At 65.7% G+C, this 17,763-nt stretch carries 18 protein-coding genes; 6 read left to right on the forward strand and 12 right to left on the reverse strand.

All coding sequences use genetic code 11. The features are described from left to right. Positions 1-86: 86 nt before the first annotated feature. The 7 genes from ACQ651_RS06355 to ACQ651_RS06385 all read right to left on the reverse strand — a co-directional run bounded on the left by ACQ651_RS06355 (position 87) and on the right by ACQ651_RS06385 (position 6,845). Entirely contained in the window at positions 87-695 is a 609-nt protein-coding gene (locus tag ACQ651_RS06355) for a superoxide dismutase (protein ID WP_430448778.1), read from the reverse strand. A 161-nt stretch (positions 696-856) separates the two neighbouring features. Further along, positions 857-1,420 (reverse strand): sarcosine oxidase subunit gamma, encoded by a 564-nt coding sequence (locus tag ACQ651_RS06360; RefSeq protein ID WP_430448779.1) that lies wholly within the window; start codon positions 1,418-1,420, stop codon positions 857-859. After that, entirely contained in the window at positions 1,413-4,364 is a 2,952-nt protein-coding gene (locus ACQ651_RS06365) for a sarcosine oxidase subunit alpha family protein (RefSeq protein ID WP_430448780.1), read from the reverse strand. Before ACQ651_RS06365 ends, ACQ651_RS06360 begins: the two co-directional genes overlap by 8 nt. Next, on the reverse strand, positions 4,361-4,681 hold the full coding sequence (locus tag ACQ651_RS06370) for a sarcosine oxidase subunit delta (RefSeq protein WP_430448781.1): 321 nt from the start codon (positions 4,679-4,681) through the stop codon (positions 4,361-4,363). Before ACQ651_RS06370 ends, ACQ651_RS06365 begins: the two co-directional genes overlap by 4 nt. Positions 4,682-4,816: 135 nt before the next feature. Further along, positions 4,817-5,008 carry a hypothetical protein gene (locus ACQ651_RS06375; RefSeq protein WP_227285978.1) on the reverse strand — a complete coding sequence of 64 codons (192 nt, stop codon included), beginning with the start codon at positions 5,006-5,008 and terminating at the stop codon, positions 4,817-4,819. Positions 5,009-5,206: 198 nt separating this feature from the next. Then, complete coding sequence (locus ACQ651_RS06380; protein ID WP_227285979.1) at positions 5,207-5,404, reverse strand: hypothetical protein; 198 nt, start codon at positions 5,402-5,404, stop codon at positions 5,207-5,209. 196 nt (positions 5,405-5,600) lie between these two features. Beyond that, positions 5,601-6,845 (reverse strand): sarcosine oxidase subunit beta family protein, encoded by a 1,245-nt coding sequence (locus ACQ651_RS06385; RefSeq protein WP_430448782.1) that lies wholly within the window; start codon positions 6,843-6,845, stop codon positions 5,601-5,603. Positions 6,846-7,043: 198 nt separating this feature from the next. On the opposite strand from ACQ651_RS06385, the gene ccmI reads away from it, so the two are divergent. From ccmI to ACQ651_RS06400, 3 genes are read left to right on the forward strand one after another with little or no spacing between them, the layout of a single operon-like run. Further along, the gene (ccmI, locus tag ACQ651_RS06390; RefSeq protein ID WP_430448783.1) at positions 7,044-8,282 is read left to right on the forward strand and encodes a c-type cytochrome biogenesis protein CcmI; all 1,239 of its coding nucleotides are present in this window, start codon (positions 7,044-7,046) and stop codon (positions 8,280-8,282) included. Beyond that, a complete protein-coding gene (gene ruvX / locus ACQ651_RS06395) occupies positions 8,279-8,764 on the forward strand; it encodes a Holliday junction resolvase RuvX (protein WP_375552384.1) in 486 nt (161 codons plus the stop codon). Before ccmI ends, ruvX begins: the two co-directional genes overlap by 4 nt. Next, positions 8,761-9,021: a DUF1289 domain-containing protein gene (locus tag ACQ651_RS06400; RefSeq protein ID WP_430448784.1), complete on the forward strand. Its 261-nt coding sequence runs from the start codon at positions 8,761-8,763 to the stop codon at positions 9,019-9,021. The genes ruvX and ACQ651_RS06400 overlap by 4 nt, the downstream gene beginning before the upstream one ends. Positions 9,022-9,088: 67 nt before the next feature. Here ACQ651_RS06400 and ACQ651_RS06405 read toward each other — a convergent pair whose 3' ends face one another. The 3 genes from ACQ651_RS06405 to dusA form a co-directional block, all read right to left on the reverse strand. After that, positions 9,089-9,847: a hypothetical protein gene (locus ACQ651_RS06405; protein WP_430448785.1), complete on the reverse strand. Its 759-nt coding sequence runs from the start codon at positions 9,845-9,847 to the stop codon at positions 9,089-9,091. Positions 9,848-9,863: 16 nt separating this feature from the next. Next, entirely contained in the window at positions 9,864-10,688 is an 825-nt protein-coding gene (locus ACQ651_RS06410) for a sulfite exporter TauE/SafE family protein (RefSeq protein WP_227286203.1), read from the reverse strand. Between the two features lie 154 nt (positions 10,689-10,842). Next, the gene (gene dusA, locus ACQ651_RS06415) at positions 10,843-11,832 is read right to left on the reverse strand and encodes a tRNA dihydrouridine(20/20a) synthase DusA (RefSeq protein ID WP_430448786.1); all 990 of its coding nucleotides are present in this window, start codon (positions 11,830-11,832) and stop codon (positions 10,843-10,845) included. A gap of 113 nt (positions 11,833-11,945) precedes the next feature. On the opposite strand from dusA, the gene ACQ651_RS06420 reads away from it, so the two are divergent. Then, complete coding sequence (locus ACQ651_RS06420; RefSeq protein WP_430448787.1) at positions 11,946-13,034, forward strand: site-specific integrase; 1,089 nt, start codon at positions 11,946-11,948, stop codon at positions 13,032-13,034. Positions 13,035-13,123: 89 nt separating this feature from the next. Beyond that, complete coding sequence (locus tag ACQ651_RS06425; protein ID WP_430448788.1) at positions 13,124-14,314, forward strand: DUF932 domain-containing protein; 1,191 nt, start codon at positions 13,124-13,126, stop codon at positions 14,312-14,314. A gap of 74 nt (positions 14,315-14,388) precedes the next feature. On the opposite strand, the gene ACQ651_RS06430 is transcribed toward ACQ651_RS06425, so the two are convergent. Both ACQ651_RS06430 and ACQ651_RS06435 read right to left on the reverse strand, forming a co-directional pair. After that, on the reverse strand, positions 14,389-15,078 hold the full coding sequence (locus ACQ651_RS06430) for an RES family NAD+ phosphorylase (protein ID WP_430448789.1): 690 nt from the start codon (positions 15,076-15,078) through the stop codon (positions 14,389-14,391). Continuing rightward, positions 15,075-15,464 carry an antitoxin Xre-like helix-turn-helix domain-containing protein gene (locus ACQ651_RS06435; RefSeq protein WP_430448790.1) on the reverse strand — a complete coding sequence of 130 codons (390 nt, stop codon included), beginning with the start codon at positions 15,462-15,464 and terminating at the stop codon, positions 15,075-15,077. The genes ACQ651_RS06430 and ACQ651_RS06435 overlap by 4 nt, the downstream gene beginning before the upstream one ends. A 170-nt stretch (positions 15,465-15,634) precedes the next feature. On the opposite strand from ACQ651_RS06435, the gene ACQ651_RS06440 reads away from it, so the two are divergent. Then, entirely contained in the window at positions 15,635-17,761 is a 2,127-nt protein-coding gene (locus ACQ651_RS06440) for a ParB/RepB/Spo0J family partition protein (protein WP_430448791.1), read from the forward strand. Positions 17,762-17,763: the final 2 nt, after the last annotated feature.

Consider the following 17,763-nt stretch of genomic DNA (forward strand, 5'->3'; position numbering starts at 1 on the left):
GCAACGCCGGAGCGCGCAGGGGCGTTCCAAAGAAAAACCCGCCGGCTTGCACCGGCGGGTTCGGGGATATTCGCGGAAGGCCGGGATCAGGCGCTGGCGAGACGGCTCGCCACGTTTTCCCAGTTGACCAGATTGTCGAGGAAGTTGGTCAGATAGGCAGGGCGCTTGTTGCGGAAGTCGATGTAATAGGAATGCTCCCACACGTCGCAGCCCAGAAGGGCTGTCTGCCCGAAACAAAGCGGGTTCACGCCATTTTCGGTCTTGGTGACCTTCAGCGTGCCATCGGTGTCGACCACCAGCCAGCACCAGCCCGAGCCGAACTGGCCTGCACCGGCGGCGCCGAATTCTTCCTTGAACTTGTCGACCGATCCGAAAGCATCGGTGATGCGGCTTTCCAGTTCGCCCGGCATCGCGGACGTGCCCGGGCCCATCATTTCCCAGAACTGATTATGGTTCCACAACTGGCTGATATTATTGAAGATACCGCTTTGGGCCACCGCGTTTGCATCATAGGTGCCAGTGATGATCTCTTCCATCGACTTGTCGGCCCATTCGGTCCCATCGATCAGCTTGTTGCCATTGTCGACATATGCCTTGTGGTGGATGTCGTGGTGATATTCCAGCGTCTCCTTCGACATGCCGTTATCGGCCAGCGCATCGTGGGCGTAAGGAAGATCGGGAAGTTCGAATGCCATTGGTCAGGCCCCTCTTTGTTGGTGCAAGCGATTGAGTGACAGATGGAGGTCACCGGGTCGAAAGGTCAACCCCGCGGCGGTCAACAGGTTCCGGAAAACGCGATTTTTCCGCGGCACCGGCAGGCCGTCTCCGCCCCCGCGCGCCGCAACTGGCGGCCGGTTCAGAAATACCCGACCTCGCCGCCGTCTCTCGCCGATATGGCAAGGCAGTCGAACACGTAGCGCGCGACCGACCGGAAACAGATCAGCCGGATACTGTCCCCGCCCGTCATCCAGAATGCCGCGGGCACCTGCGCCAGACGCGTGCGGCGCATCTCTCCGGGCCCGAAGCTTTCGGGATGAAGATCGACCGGGGCAAGTTTGGCGAGAACTTCCCGCGTGCCGCGGCCCTCGATGGCGAAAAACGCGCGGGCATCCGAGACGTTGGCTACCAGATAATGGCGCCCTTTCAGTGTATTGCAAAGCGATGTTACCATGGCCTCCGCCCCGTCATGGGCGCAGAGGATCAGCAGTTCGTCCGGGGCCATCCAGGCGACCGCGCCCGTCTCCGTCTCGATGATCCGGCGCCGGTCGGGCACGGGGGTGCCGGTCGCGGCGCGCACCGCCGCGGCCGTTTCCGGCGCGGACAGGTCGGCCTTCAGCGTGACCATTCCCTGCAGACCCAGTTCGCGGATATCGGCCAGTCCTGCGGCCACCGCCCCGGGCAGGGCGCTCATCTCAGACATTCTGTTTCTCCCCCTCGGGATCATAGAAAACGGGGCTGACGATCCGGGCCTCGACGGTGGCCTCACCGACCGTGTTGAAGCTCAGCACCTCGCCCATCCGCTCCGGCCCGTTCAGCACCAGCCCCATGGCGATCCCCCGCCCGAGGGTCGGTGACAGATAGGTGGAGGTGACGCGGCCCTGCGTGTTGCGCTGGCCATTGGCGTTGCGTCCCTGCGCCAGCGCGTAGGATCCATCCGGCAGAACCGAACCGTCCAGCGTTTGCAACCCAACGAGTTTCCAGCGGGCCGGATCGGTCATGTGCGCGCGCGCCTGAGCCCGCTTGCCCAGATAATCCTCCTTCTTCCCGGAGATCGCCCAATCGAGGCCCAGATCCTGCGGGATGACGGTGCCGTCGGTTTCGTCGCCGATCATGATGAAGCCCTTTTCGGCCCGCATCACATGCAAGGCCTCGGTGCCGTAGGCGGTGGCGCCGAACTCCGCACCGGCCTCGTGCAGCGCCGCCCAGAAGGCGCGACCCCGGCTTGCAGGGACCGCGACCTCGAAGGACAGCTCGCCCGAGAAGGAGATGCGGAACACCCGCGCGTGGAAATCGCCGACCCGGCCCTCGACCCAGCCCATGAACGGCAGCGCCGCGGCGCTCAGGTCAAGATCGCCGCCGAGCTTTTCCAGCACCTTGCGCGCATTGGGCCCGACCACGGCCACCTGCGCCCATTGTTCGGTGACATTGGCGGTGAAGACCTGCCAGTCCCACCATTCGCATTGCAGCCAATCCTCCATATGGGCGTGGATATGATCGGCCCCGCCGGTCGTGGTGTGAACAAGGAACGTGTCCTCGTCCAGCCGCGCCACGACCCCGTCATCCATCAGGAATCCGTTTTCGTTGCACATCAGCCCGTAACGGCAGCGCCCGGGTTTCAGGCTGCTCATCATGTTGGTGTAGAGCATGTCCATGAAGCGGCCGGCATCGGGGCCCCTGACGAGGATCTTGCCCAGGGTCGAGGCATCGAGCAGCCCGAGGCTCGTGCGCGTCGCGGTGATCTCGCGGGCCACGGCCTCGGCATGGCTCTCCTGACCGCGGGGAAAGCAATAGGGCCGCCGCCACTGACCGACCGGCTCGAAGGCGGCGCCGTTTTCCTCATGCCAGTCATGGATCGGCGTGCGCCGGATCGGCTGAAAGATGTCGCCGCGCGCCTCGCCCGCGATGGCCCCCATGGAAATCGGCGTATAGGGCGGGCGGAACGTGGTCGTCCCGACCTGTGGGATCGGTGCATTCAGAGCATGAGAAAGAACCGCCAGACCGTTGATATTGCTGAGCTTGCCCTGATCGGTCGCCATGCCGAGCGTGGTGTAGCGTTTGGTATGCTCGACGCTTTCATACCCCTCCCGCGCGGCCAGCTGGACATCGCTGACCTTCACGTCATTCTGGAAATCCAGCCACATCTTGGCCCGTTTCGCGACGCCCGCGCCCTGCGGCATCATCCAGACCGGCAGAAGCGGCGCCTCCGACGGTTCTTCCACCCGTGCCTCGGGCAGGATTTCCGCGAGGGCGAAATCGCCATTCGCGGCCCCGGTCACGGAGACGAAGGCCTCGCCATCGGCGCCGCGCGGTGAGCGGTCGGGGTCGGGCCGGAAACAGGCGCGCGCGTCGTCCCAGACAAGTTTGCCGCCGCAATGGGACCATAGATGAACCACCGGCGACCAGCCGCCCGACATCGCGACCGCGTCGCAGGCGATCTCCTCGGTCGTGGCACCCTCACCCGCCTGTCGGCAGAGCGCGACCCCCGTGACCCGCTTGCCGCCCCTGACCGTGGCGATACCGGCACCCGTCGCGACCCGGATCCCCAGGGCCTTCGCCTGCATCGCCAGTTCCCCGTCCGCCTGAGGCCGCGCATCGACGATGCAGGGCACCGACAGGCCCGCCTGATGCAGGATAATCGCCGTCCGGTAGGCATCGTCATTATTGGTCACCACGACCGTGCGGTCGCCGGGCGAAACGCCGAAATTGACCACATAATCCCGCATAGCAGCGGCCAGCATCACGCCCGGCACATCGTTGCCCGCGAAACTGAGCGGGCGTTCGATCGCCCCGGTCGCGGTGACGACATGAGCGGCGCGGATGCGCCAGAGCCGGTGGCGCGGCGCGTCCGTTTCGGGGGTGTGATCGGCCACATGTTCATAGGCCAGCACATAGCCGTGGTCATAGACGCCAGCCCCCATGCAGCGTGTGCGCAGGGCCACATTGGGCATTTTTCCAAGGGCTTGCAGGGCGGTATTGATCCATTCTTCGGCCGTGGTTCCGTCTATGTCGCCGCCATCGACGGGCGCGCGGCCACCCCAGGCCGCCGTCTGTTCGACGAGGAGCACACGCTTACCTTCCGCTCCGGCTTTCAGCGCCGCCTGCAATCCCGCGACGCCGCCGCCGACGATCAGAACATCCACATGGACATAGAAATGCTCATAGCGATCCGCATCACGATCCTTCGGCGCCGCTCCCAGACCGGCGGAGTGGCGGATGATCGGCTCGAACACGTGTTTCCAGAACGGGCGGGGATGGATGAATGTCTTGTAATAGAACCCGGCGGGCAGGACCCGCGCCGCATAGCTGTTCAGCGCGCCGATATCGAATTCGAGACTGGGCCAGTGGTTCTGACTGCGGGCGGACAGCCCCGCGAACAGCTCGGTCGTGGTGGCGCGCTGATTTGGCTCGAAGCGCCCCGCCTCACCCAGATTGACCAGCGCATTGGGCTCTTCCGGGCCGGATGCGACGATGCCGCGCGGACGGTGATACTTGAAGCTGCGCCCGACCAGCATTTGCCCATTGGCCAGCAGCGCGGAGGCCAGAGTGTCGCCAAGAAAGCCCTGCAACCTTTTGCCGTTGAACGAAAATTCGATCTGGGCGCCGCGATCGACGAGACGGCCGCCAGTGGCGAGACGGGTGCTCATGTCGGGCTCCAGTCCGGATGTCTGGCCCTGATCCGGGTGATGATTTCAGCGGGCGGTTCGGTGGTCTGCGCCGGGTAGGTGCCGAACACCTCCAATGTGGCGGTATCCCGCGCGGCGAGAAACCATTTCCCGCAGCCATAGGCATGGCGCCAGCGCTCGAAATGCACCCCTTTGGGGTTGGTGCGGTGGAAAAGATAGCCTTCGAAATCAGCATCTTCCGAGCCGGGGCCGAAGCGTTTCAGATGCGCCTCCCCGCCGGGGCTGAGTTCGGTTTCATCGGCGGCGAGGCCGCAATTGGGACATGTCAGGATCAGCATGGCGGCGCCTCGGGACAGGACAATCGCGACCGCGGCGTCACCCGGCCGGACAGTCCACGGGACAGGTCACGCAAAAGGCGGCCCCGGATGGAGCCGCCTGCGCAAGGATGGAAATCCGCCCCCGGGCGGTAGGTATCAGCCTTCTTCGACGGTGCCTTCGACCGCCCCGACGCCGGGCACTTCGATTCTGACATCCGGCGTGTCGTCCCCGATGCCGCCACCGAAGACAACCCAGGCGACGACACCAAGCGCCACAACCACACCGCCGAGAATGAACGCCAAGGCGCCGTTGCCGGAGTTGGAGTTGCTGTTCGACTGGTCGGACATGTCTGTCTCTCCTCTGTGAAGTGGTTCAGCGAAGAAACGTGGAAGAGGCGGCCCCGGTTCCCGGAAAATTTTGCGGGCGCCATTTTGGTCGCGCCCGTGTCGCGGACCGACGCGGGGGCGTAGCCGTCCGCCCCGGCCAGCAACCGGGCGGTGGCCGACCGCCCCGAGCCCTTCGGATATCCGGCCTTCAGTGTGCGGTTATTGCTGGTCGCCCTCTGTCGCGACTGCCGCAGGGTCGGATGGCTGTTCGCCGCCCGCCTCGACGTCGAAGAAGATCGTGGCCAGCAAAACAAGGCCGATGACGCCCAGCACAACCAGAAGCGTTCCGAAGGCGCTGCCCGCGCTGTCCGGTGTGGTGTAATCGTAACTGGTGTTTCTCTGATCGTAGTCAGACATGACAGATCCTCCGTTTCTGTGAGGATCAGCGTCGCAATTGCCGCGGCAGGCTCAATCCGCGACGGAGAACAGGCACGATCTCGGCCAAAAGGGGCCGCTTCGGACCTATTCCATGGGCCGGAACGTGCCGGGGCCGCGCAATTCCGCGTGGGACCGGGGAAGATCGCGGCGCATGCGTGATCGGTGGCCGTGCGGGTCAATGCGCCACCCCCGCCGCCACGCTTTCGTCGACGAACCGGCCCTCGCGGAACCGCTCCAGACCGAAGGCCGCCGTCAGGGGCGAGTGACCTTTGGCCATCAGTTCGGCGAACCCCCAGCCGGAACCGGGGATCGCCTTGAACCCGCCGGTGCCCCATCCGCAATTGATGAAACACCCCTCAAGCGGCGTTTTCGACAGGATCGGGCTGCGGTCGCCGGTCATGTCCACGATCCCGCCCCATTGGCGCAGCATCTTGAGGCGCGAGATCATCGGGAAGGTTTCGATCAGCGCGCGCACCGTTTCCTCGATATGGTGAAAACTGCCGCGCTGCGTATAGTTGTTGTAGCCGTCCGCGCCGCCGCCGATCACCATTTCGCCCTTGTCGGACTGGCTCATGTAACCATGGACGGTGTTGGCCATCACGACCTCGTCCATGCAGGGTTTGATCGGCTCGCTCACAAGTGCCTGAAGGGCGACGCTTTCCACCGGCAGACGGAAACCCGCCATTTCGGCCAGCACGCCCGAATGGCCGGCAACGACGATGCCCAGCTTGGGCGTAGCGATATCGCCCTTGGTGGTCCGCACGCCGGTGACCTTGCCGTTTGCCGATTGCACGCCCGTGACCTCACATTGCTGGATGATGTCCATGCCCATGGCGGAGCAGGCCCGCGCATAACCCCAGGCAACGGCATCGTGGCGGGCGGTGCCGCCCCGCGGTTGCCACAGCGCGCCCAGCACCGGATAGCGGGGACCGTCGATATTGATGATCGGACACAGTTCCCGCACCCGCTCGGGCGCGATGAACTCCGTCGCCACGCCCTGCAGCGCGTTGGCATTGGCCGTCCGCCGGTATCCGCGCAGCTCGTGCTCGGTCTGGGCCAGCATCATCACGCCGCGGGGGCTGAACATCACGTTGTAGTTCAGATCCTGCGACATGGTTTCGTAAAGGCTGCGGGATTTTTCATAGATCGCCGCCGACGGGTCCTGAAGATAATTGGAGCGGATGATGGTGGTGTTACGCCCCGTATTGCCGCCGCCGAGCCAGCCCTTCTCGATCACCGCGACATTGGTGATGCCGTGGTTCTTGCCCAGATAGTAGGCGGTGGCCAGACCGTGCCCCCCTGCCCCTACGATCACCGCGTCATAGCGGGCCTTCGGCGACGGCGACGCCCACGCCCGTTCCCACCCCAGATGGTGGCGCGCAGCCTCTCGGACGATGGCAAAGGCGGAATAGCGGCGCATGGTCGGATCATCCCTTGGAACTGGCATTGGTGTGCGGGAACCGGCGTGATCAGAGGATACCCCGCGCGGCATTTCAAGGCCGGATTGCGACAGGTCGGCAGATTGGTGGCGTCGCAGCCTGCGGCGGATTGTATCTTTTGTGTCGGCGCGTCAGGGCATAGATGATACGGGACGGCGTTTGAGAGGGCGAGACGCATAATGGGCTTTTGGATTGTCGCAGGCGCGGCTTCGATATTTGTGGCGCTGGCGATTTGGGCCGGATTTCTCCGGCCACGCGGCGGCGACATGCCGGCGGCGGCATATGACTTGCAGGTCTATCGCGATCAGTTGAAGGAACTGGAGCGCGACGTGGCGCGAGGGGTGCTGTCCGAGGCGGACGCCACCCGCGCCAAGGCGGAGGTTGCCCGCCGGGTGCTGGAGGCCGACCGCGCCCTGCAGGCCAGTTCGGGGGGAACCGCGGGCACGCGCGGCGGCCCGCTTGTTCTGGGTCTGGGGCTTGTGGCGACGATTGCCGGCGCGTTCGCCGTGTATTGGCAGATCGGCGCGCCGGGCTATCCGGATCTGCCGCTTCAGACACGGGTCGAACTGGTGGAAGAGGCCCGCGCGACCCGCCCCGACCAGACCGAGGCCGAGGCCGGCGTGACCGTTCGCCCCCGGGTCGAGCCCGACCCGGAGCGCGAGGCGCTGGTGGTGCAGCTGCGCACCGTGATGGAACGCCGGCCCGATGACACGCAAGGTCTGGCGCTGCTGGCGCAGAACGAGGCCGCATTGGGCAATTTCCGCGCCGCACGTCTGGCTCAGGGACGGTTGATCGACCTTCTGGGCGCCGAAGCGACAGCCGCCCATCACGTGGATCTGGCCGAGATGATGGTGCTGGCCGCGGGCGGCTATGTCTCGCCCGAGGCGGAGGCGGCGTTGATCGCCGCGCTGGAGATCGAGCCCGGAAACGGCACCGCGCGCTACTACGCGGGGCTGATGTATGCGCAGCAGGGCCGGCCCGATCTGGCCTATCCGATCTGGCGCAACCTGCTGGCCGAAAGCACGCCGGATGCCCCATGGCTCGAACCCATCCGCCTTCAGATCGAAGAGGTGGCGTTTCTGGCGGGCGATCCGATCACGCTGGCCGAACTGCCTCAGCCCAGCACCAGCCCCCGGCCCGGCCCCACCGCCGAACAGATCGAAGCCGCGGGAGATATGGCGCCGGAGGATCGCATGGCCATGATCGAGGGGATGGTGAGCGGTCTGGCCGAACGCCTGTCGACCGAAGGCGGCCCGCCGGAGGATTGGGCCCGGCTGATCGGGGCCTTCGTGGTGCTCGGCCGGGTGGAGGATGCGCAGGCGATCTATGACGAGGCGCTTGATGTCTTCGCGGGCCAGCCCGAGGCGCTGGCCGTGCTCAGGCCTGCGGGCGCGACCCTTGAAAGTGCGCTGGAGTGATCTTTGACGACATCGGGGCTTTCGCGGAAACGCTGCCGCGGAACCGCGCCCTGATGGGGCTGGATTTCGGGACCAAGACCATCGGCGTGGCGGTAAGCGACCGCTCGCTGAGCGTTGCAACACCGCTGGAGACGGTCAAGCGGTCGAAATTCACGGCGGATGCGGGCCGTCTGGTCGAGTTGATCGCCGCGCGGGAGATCTGCGGGCTGGTGCTTGGCCTGCCGCGCAACATGGATGGGTCGGAGGGGCCGCGCGCCCAATCGACGCGGGCCTTCGCGCGCAACCTGTCCCGCATGCAAGGCCTCGAAGACCTTCCGATCAGCTTCTGGGACGAGCGGTTGAGCACCGTGGCCGCCGAACGCGCCCTGCTGGAGGCGGATACGACCCGAAAACGTCGCGCGGAGGTCATTGATCACGTGGCCGCAGGCTATATCTTGCAAGGGGCGCTGGACCGGCTGCGCCATATCAGGGGCATTTCATGACCGACGATGATCAGAATGCGCGCCCGCCCGGGCCGGAGGTCTGGAAACGCGACGAGATCGAGAGCCCCTGCATCAAGATTTGCGTGGTGCATCCCGAGACGCGGCTCTGCACCGGCTGCAACCGGTCGATCGAGGAAATCACCAACTGGTCCAGGATGGCCCCGGATGCCCGCGCCCGGATCATGGCGGAACTGCCCACGCGCGCGCCGTTGCTGAAAAAACGCCGCGGCGGGCGCGCGGCCCGTCTGTCAAAATAGGGTCCGCCCGGACCGCGCCGGCCGGTCCCCGCGGCCTCTGGCTTGCGGGAGCGCCTGCCCGGCGATTCTAGGCCTGCATGAGCCAGTCCCGGACCCCGCCGCGCAGTACCGGGCGGAAATAGAGGATCGCCCGCCGATCTTCGGGCGGGCTTTGGGCGCGCCAGGGCGCCACGCCATGGAGTGTCAGGCGGTGCAACAGGATCGCCTGGCCAACGCTCGCGGAAATCTCCACACGGGCGCAGCGCTCGAAACAGGCAGTGCGCGCGGCATGATAGGCCTCGGTCACATCGACATCCGCCCAGCTTGCGGGGGGATGCCCGGACAGCGCCTCCCTCATCGCGGCGCGGATCAGTTCATGACTGCCTTCCCACACCACAAGCGGCGCCTTCTCCGCCGGGCAGTCCGTCAGCGGCAGGCCCAGAATGTATCCATGGGGCTCCCGGATCATCCGGCGGCGGCTCTCGCCCACCGGCAGGAGCCCGTCCAGATGGGCCGCATCGCGCCGCCTGCGATAGCGATGCCGGGCCTCGCTCTCGCCACGGTCCCGGCCCGGATAGCCCGGATAGGTGACCGAGACCCGCCCCCGATGGAGCGGCAGCCGCCCCGCGATACGCTCCGCCTCGGCCCGTGCGGCGCAGCGGAGCGGGCCCGAGCCCGCAAGCCCGCCATCGGCATCGTTTCCCAGCACATCGACACCCGCGAACCATGTTCCGCCATGACGCAGCCATCTGGATGTGAGAGACGGCTCCTCCGCGCAGGCAAGCGCATGGGGCGCCACCGCGGCCAGCCAACGGTCAAGCGCGGGCTCAGGCGCAAAACCTGCCATCCCCGCCGCAGCCAGCTCACCAGCCGAACGCCTTCCGCAGCATGTTCAGCGCCATGACCATGATGAAGATGGCAAAGATGCGCCTGAGCGGTTTGGGGTCAAGCGCATGGGCCAGCCTTACGCCCCAGGGCGCCGTGATCAGGGTCATCGCGACGACAATTAGAAAGGCCACCAGATTGACCGACCCGAAGGTAAGTGGCGGCCGGCCCGCCGGGTCGCCCTGCACGAACAGAAAGCCCAGAACGGAGGGCACGGCGATGACCATGCCGAAGCCCGCCGCCGTTGCGACAGCACGATGGATCGGCGTGTTGTAAAGGCTCATCAGCGGGACGCCGAAGCTGCCCCCGCCGATCCCCATCAGCACGGACAGGAACCCCAGCACGGGCGACAGTGCGGCCCGCCTGATCCCTGTCGGCATTGCATCGCCAAGCCGCCAGTCCGGGCGGCCGAACCCGAAGTAAAGCCCCACGATCACCCCAAGCCCTCCGAAGATGGCCATCAGCACCTCGCTGCGCAGACCGCTTGCCGCGACGACGCCCAAAGCCGCCCCGATGGCGATGCCCGGGGCCCAGGATCGCAGGATATCCCAATCCACCGCGCCCTTCCTGTGATGCGATGACAGTGACCGGGCCGAGGTGACGACGATCGTCGCCAGCGATGTCGCCAGACAGATCTGCATCAGATCGGCCGTGTCATAGCCCAGATAGGAAAAGGCGAAAAAGAAGGCGGGTACCAGAATGATGCCGCCGCCCACGCCCAGAAGCCCCGCCACGACACCGGCAAAGGCGCCGATCACCAGAACCAAAGCGCCCATCGTCATCAGATCGCCGATATCCGGCATGTCCGTCTCCCCTGCTCCGCGTCGCATGGGGACTTATCCCCCTCACCGGGTATTGCCAAGACGCGGGCGTCTACGGGCGCCTCCGGTCGTGCGGCGTGCGGAAATCCCCGCACCTGAGGATGGCGCTGGCGGACCCGCGCGGTCCGTGACGGTTTCAGGCCGCGCGCAGACGGACCTCGTCCAGCGCCGCCTGAACGACCTCGGGGCCGGCACCGGGTTTATGCGCGTTTTCGGAGATCGCGCGCTTCCACCCCCGGGCCCCCGGGCGCCCCTGAAAGAGACCAAGCATGTGGCGCGTGACCTGCGCCAGCTTGCCGCCCGCGCTCAGATGCCGTTCGATATAGGGCAGCATCAGATGCACCACCTCCTCGGCGCTTCGCGGCGCGCGCGTCTCGCCGAAGATGGCCTGATCTGCGGACAGAAGCAGGCTGGAGGGGTCGTGATAGGCGGCCCGCCCGATCATCACGCCATCCATGCCGGCGGCCAGATGCGCCTGCGCCTGCGCCAGCGAGGTGATGCCGCCATTGACCGACAGGTGCAAAGCCGGGAAGTCGCGTTTCATGCGATGCACCAGCGGATAGTCCAGCGGAGGAACATCCCGATTCTGCTTGGGGCTCAGGCCCTGCAACCATGCTTTGCGGGCATGGATCGCAAACCGGGTCACGCCGGCGTCCCGCACCGTTTCCAGAAAGGCGGGCAAGACCTCCTCCGGCCGCTGCTCGTCCACCCCGATACGGCATTTGACGGTCACCTCCACCGGGCTGGCCGCGATCATCGCCGCCACGCAATCGGCCACGAGGCCCGGGCGCTCCATCAACACCGCACCGAAACACCCCGATTGCACCCGGTCCGACGGGCAGCCGATATTGAGATTGATCTCGTCATATCCGTAACCGGCCGCGATCCGCGCCGCCTCCGCGAGTTCGCGTGGATCCGACCCGCCCAGTTGCAGCGCCACGGGATGCTCCGCCGGGTCGAACCCGAGCAGGCGGTCACGATCGCCATGGATCACGGCAGGCGCCGTCACCATCTCGGTATGGAGCAACACATTCCGCGACATCAGCCGATGCAGATAGCGGCAATGCCGGTCGGTCCAATCCATCATAGGGGCACAGGATAATCTAGCGTGTTGATTTATTTGCATTTTTTGTGTATCTTCAAACTGTTGGCGGCGTATGCTGCTACGCTGGAATACGCCCCAATATCCCCGAATTTGCCCCTCTACGACGACTCATTGCACACACAGCGCACACGAAAATGGCCTCCATCACCAAGCTCCCCTCCGGTGCCTACCGGGTCCAGATCAGACGAAAGGGCCGCTACGCGAGCGAGACGTTCCTCCGCCGCGACGACGCCCATCGTTGGGCCCGCCAGGCGGAGACCCGGGTCGATCAAGGGCTGGCGCCGAACAAGTCGTCCGTTTCCCGCCTCCAGACCTTTGGCGACCTCATCGACCTTCATATAACCGATATGTGCGAGGTAGGGAAACCGCCGCGTCGCAGCAAGGCCGCCACGCTTACGACGCTCAAGCGCGATCTGGGCAAGGAGAAGGTCGGGCACCTCGACCGGCAAAAGCTGATCGACTACGGCAAGATGCGTGCAGACCAAGGCGCAGGTCCGGTGACCCTTGGGATCGATATCGGCGTGATCAAGATGATCATCACCCATGCGGCAGCCGTGCACGGGCTCGACATTTCTCCGGAACCCGTTGATCTGGCGCGCGTCGCACTCAAGCGGCTCGGCCTCATCGGCAAGGGCACAGAACGGGATCGTCGCCCCACCACGGACGAGTTGAACCGCCTCTTCCGATGCTTCGATGACAACGAACGCCTCACCCTGCCGATGACGCGGATCGTGAAGTTCGCGGTGGCCACAGCCATGCGGCTCGACGAGATATGCCGCGTCGAATGGGCCGATCTTGACGTCGACCGCCGCATGCTCCTGATCCGCGACCGAAAAGACCCGCGCAACAAGACCGGAAACGACCAGCGGATCCCGCTCTTCGCGGCCACTGGCTTCGACGCCTGGGCGCTGGTCACGGCGCAGGCCAAGGAATTGGGGCACGCAAAGGGCCGCGTCTTTCCCTATAACTCGAAATCGGTCGGTACAGCCTTCCGGCGCGCCTGCGTCGAGGTCAGCGTGAAGGACCTGCATTTCCACGATCTGCGCCACGAAGGCACTAGCCGCCTCTTCGAGGCAGGCTTCGCCATAGAACAGGTCGCCCTCGTCACCGGCCACAAGGATTGGAAGATGCTGCGCCGCTACACGCATATCAGGCCTGAAGCACTGCATAGGATGGCCGCCTCGCGCGCACCATTCTCGTCCGGGAATCTCGCGGCCGAGTGATCCGAGAGTCAGAGGGGAGCCGTCCCGGCCCGTGACGGGTTTGGAGGTCGAGAGAGAGGCTCCCGGCCGCCCGTCGCGGGAGAAAACCCATGAATACCGAGATTATCGATGCCGGGCGTGACATCAGCGGCGGCTACAAGGTGGATGTGTCGCGCGGCACGAATGTGGACCGCGTATCGTCCGAATGGTTCTCCCGGCCGGATGACGAGCGGTATCTGTCGCTCGACGATCTCTTTTCATTCGTAAAAGGCCGGGCGGAGCGCAGCCGGACGCGAACGGTGGAGAGTGCGGCGATCCGGGTCGAGGCACATCGCGACAACCCGGAGAAGCTGGGGCTGGTCCTGCCGGGCACGGATGAACCCATCGCACCGACCCATTGGTCCTTCGGCCAGCTCTCCAGCCTGGTCGGCGCGCCCGCGGCCTATCTGCGGCAACTGCCCGCGCCGCTGGCGGGGATCAACCTGCAATACGGCCTGACCAACCACCGGGCTGAGCAGATCAAGACGATGGAGGTCGCGGATGGCCGCACGGAACTGCGCGCGGTGACCGGCCCCGACTATGGTCGCATCTACGACCATGAACTGGTCTCCGCCGTGCAGCGCATCGCGGGCAACGGCACGGGCGATACACGATGGAAGGTGCCCGGCGTGCTCGACTGGTCGACCGGCATCTACAACCCGCGCGTGGACGTGACGAAGGAGACGACGACGCTCTACGCCTCGGACCGCGACGTGTTCATGTTCCTCGTTGACGACCTGAACCCGATCGAGGCGGGGCTGCTGCCCGATGGCTCGCCCGACCTCTATTTCCGCGGGTTCTATTGCTGGAACTCCGAGGTGGGCGCCAAGACTCTCGGCATCGCCAGCTTCTACCTGCGCGCGGTTTGCCAGAACCGCAACCTCTGGGGCGTCGAAGATTTCCAGAAGATCACGATCCGGCATTCGAAATACGCCGCCTCCCGCTTCGCCCACGAGGCCGCCCCGGCGCTGAGCCGCTTCGCCGACTCCTCGCCTGCGCCCTTCATTGAGGGCATCCGCGCGGCGCGGGAGAAGATCGTAGCGCGGTCGGACGAGGACCGGCAGGACTTCCTGCGCAAGCGCGGATTCTCGAAGGCTGAGACAGGGCGGATCGTCGAGACGGTACTGGCCGAGGAAGGTCGCCCGCCCGAGAGCGTCTTCGACTTCGTGCAGGGGATCACAGCGGTTGCCCGGTCAAAGCCGCAGCAGGATGCGCGGCTGATCATGGAGGGGAAGGCGAAGGTTCTGTTGGAGAAAGCATGATCGCGCTTAATATAACATACATTCAATGCCCTGCAGAGATACGCTCACGCACTGAATGAAGATTTCGAGGGGCGCTATAGCCCCTCGATCGTGAACTCGGGTGCACCTTGCCAAACCAGCTTCCAGCTCGCGCCAGGGCGGACATTCTGGATGATCCCGGGATCGAAGGCGACGAAGCACCGGCCGCCGGGGTGGCGCATTGACGGATAGATCAGTCCACGATGCCCCTCTCCCCTCAAGTCCGCGGCGAGACGCTGCCCGGCCGGATAGCCCTGCTCGGGGACCGGATCGAGCGCCGGATGCTCCTCCCTGTGCAGATCCGGGAAATCCCCGATGAAATCCGCCAGAAGTTCCACGTAGCGTGCCTCGTCCTCGTAGCGGCCGATGAAACCCAATTCACGGGTCCGGTGGAACCCAACTTCCTGCGCGCTCGTCAGCATGTCCCAGGCGCAGTACCACGCGCCGCGGTCGCCGGTGTTGAACCGGTTGCCCGAGGGTCGCGTATAGGTGAAGGCCGCGTTGATATGGCTCTGGCCGTAGAGGGTCAGGTCATGTGACCGCCGCGCGAAAGCGAGTTCGCGGCGGTCGAGCGCGGGGCTGCCCTGCGCTTCGGCGATCAGGCGGGCACTGGTCTCGCCCTCGATCTCGGCGAGAATCGCGGCCTCCGCGTCGCTGTCGACCAGTCCCCGCAGCACGGGCGGCTTGTGATGGGTCTCGGAGATCAGCCGGATAAGGGCGCGGTCGTTGACCGACGTGATCCTCAAACCCCGCCCCGCAGCGCATCGACATAGCCCCGCACGCGCAGGATCTTGGGCAACCCGCCCGCGATCATCGCGTCCACGGGCCGCGCGCCGTCGAACTCCGGACCCCGGTTGGGCAGCTTCGCCCAGTCCCGCGAGATCGGCTCGTTGAAATAGAGTTCGAGCGACTTGTAGAGGCCGATCAGCGCGCTCAATCGCAGCATCTGGTCCCGCGTCAAATCCCCCGCAAAATCGGGCTTCTTCGCCCGCTTCCAGGTCGAGTCCGACATATCCGCCAGTGCAGCCGCCTCCCGCAGGGTGAGCGACCAGGCGTCCGCGATCCGGGCGAAGGCCTTAAGAGCGACACCCTGCCGATCCGGCGCAGGACGTTCCAGAACAACGTTCTCCATGTGTTGGCGCTCCTTCCTAGCTTGACTGATGATATAAGGTCATATGGATTGTATTACAAGTCCATATGACCTTTTTGGTGCCTCCAGAGTAAGAGGGGTGCCGGGTTTTCCGTGACGGGTTTGGAGGTCGGGAGAGAGGCTCCCGGCGGGCCCGTCGCGGAGATATCCCGATGACAAAGCAACAGAAAATCACCCTCAGCGCCTCGCGCGACATTCCCTTCAACAAGCTGATGCTCAGCCAGTCGAACGTGCGCCACGTCAAGGCGGGCGTGTCGATCGAGGAACTGGCCGAGGACATCGCGCGGCGGACGCTGCTCAGCTCCATCACCGTGCGGCCCGTGCTGGACGACAGCGGCGCCGAGACCGGCATGTACACGATCCCCGCCGGTGGGCGGCGGTTCCGGGCGCTGGAACTGCTCGTGAAGCAGAAGCGCATGAACAAGACCGCGCTGGTGCCCTGCATCGTGCGCACCGACGGCCTCGCCGAGGAGGACAGCCTGGCCGAAAATGTCCAGCGGGCGCCGCTGCATCCGCTCGACCAGTTCCGCGCTTTCCAGGCGATGCGCGAGAAGGGTCGCACCGAGGAGGAGATCGCAGCGGCGTTCTTCGTCTCGGCCAGCGTGGTCAAGCAGCGGCTGAAACTCGCCGCTGTCGCGCCGTCGCTGCTCGACGCCTATGCCGAGGAGGAGATGACGCTCGACCAGCTCATGGCCTTCACGGTCAATCCCGATCACGCGCGGCAGGAGCAGGTCTGGGAGGCGCTGCAGCGGCACTATTCGCGGCAGCCTTACGAGATCCGCCGCATGCTGACCGAAGGCGCGGTGCGGGCCTCGGACAAGCGGGCGCGCCTCATTGGGCTCGACGATTATGTCGAGGCCGGGGGCGAGATCCTGCGCGACCTGTTCCAGCAGGACGACGGCGGCTGGCTGCAGGATGCCGCCCTTCTCGACGTCATGGTGCGCGAGAAGCTCGCAAAGGAGGCCGAAGCGATCCGTGCCGAGGGATGGAAATGGGTCGAGGTCGATACCGAGTTTCCCTACGGCCACACCTTCGGGATGCGCCGGGTCCATGGCGAGGCGGTGCCGATGTGCGATGAAGAGGCTGCCAGCTACCAAGCGCTGAAGGCCGAATACGACGCGATCGAGGCCAAGCATGCGGAAGCCGACGAGCTGCCCGACGAGGTCGATGCCCGGCTGGGCGAGATCGAGGAGGCGATGGAGGCACTCGAAGCGCGCCCGATCCGGTTCGAGGCCGAGGATCTTGCGCTGGCCGGGGCCTTCGTCAGCATCGACAGCTCCGGGCGGCTGCGGGTCGAGCGGGGCTATGTGCGAGCGGAGGATGAACCGGTCGAGGAAGTGGAAGATGTGGGCGAGGTCGCATCCGATCCGGTACCGGTCGCGGATATCGACGAGACCGCCACGTCCGCCCCTGACGACGAAGAAGACGACGGCCTCAAGCCGCTCTCCGATCGCCTCGTCATGGAACTCACGGCCCATCGGACCCTGGCATTGCGCAATGCGCTGGCCCAGGACCCGCAGGTCGCTTTCCTCGCGGCGCTGCACGCGATGGTCCTGCGGCTCTTCTACCGCTACGCCGTGGACAGCTGCATCGAGATCGAACCACGCAACGCGGGTTTCGGATCGCAGGTGCCGGGTCTCGGCGACACGGCCTATGCGCAGGCCATCGACCAGCGCCACGAGACCTGGGCGCGCAACCTGCCGAAAGCGCGCGAGGACCTCTGGGAGGCGCTGACCGAGTTCGACAGCTGCAGCCGCGAGGCGCTCTTCGCCCATTGCGTGGCAATGAGCGTGAACGCCGTCCACGACCCCTACCAGCGTCGCCCACGCGCCATCGCGCATGCGGATGTGCTGGCCGGGACCGTCGGGCTCGACATGGCCAAGGCGGGCTGGACAGCGACAGGCGACAGCTACCTCGGCCGCGTGACCAAGGCGCGCATCCTCGAAGCAGTGCGCGAGGCGAAAGGTGAGGACGCCGCTGACCGGATCGCCGGGCTTAAGAAGGCCGAGATGGTGACGGCAGCAGAGGATCTGCTCCTCGGCACCGGCTGGCTACCGGACCCGCTGCGCACACCGCCGCTGCCGGAAGAGGACGCTCCGGAGATCGAGCTGGTCGACGAGGCGCATACCGCCGATGGAGGACCTTCGGACGACGATCCCGACAGCGGCGAAGCGCAAACGGCGGAAGACGGCGGCGAACCGGCTATCGGAGATTCCGAACCCTCGGGAGAAGATGATCCCGTCGCCGGTGACGCCTTCGCCCGGACTGCCGCCGAGTGACC

It is taken from the genome of Rhodophyticola sp., assembly GCF_965284195.1.
Lineage (GTDB): Bacteria > Pseudomonadota > Alphaproteobacteria > Rhodobacterales > Rhodobacteraceae > Rhodophyticola.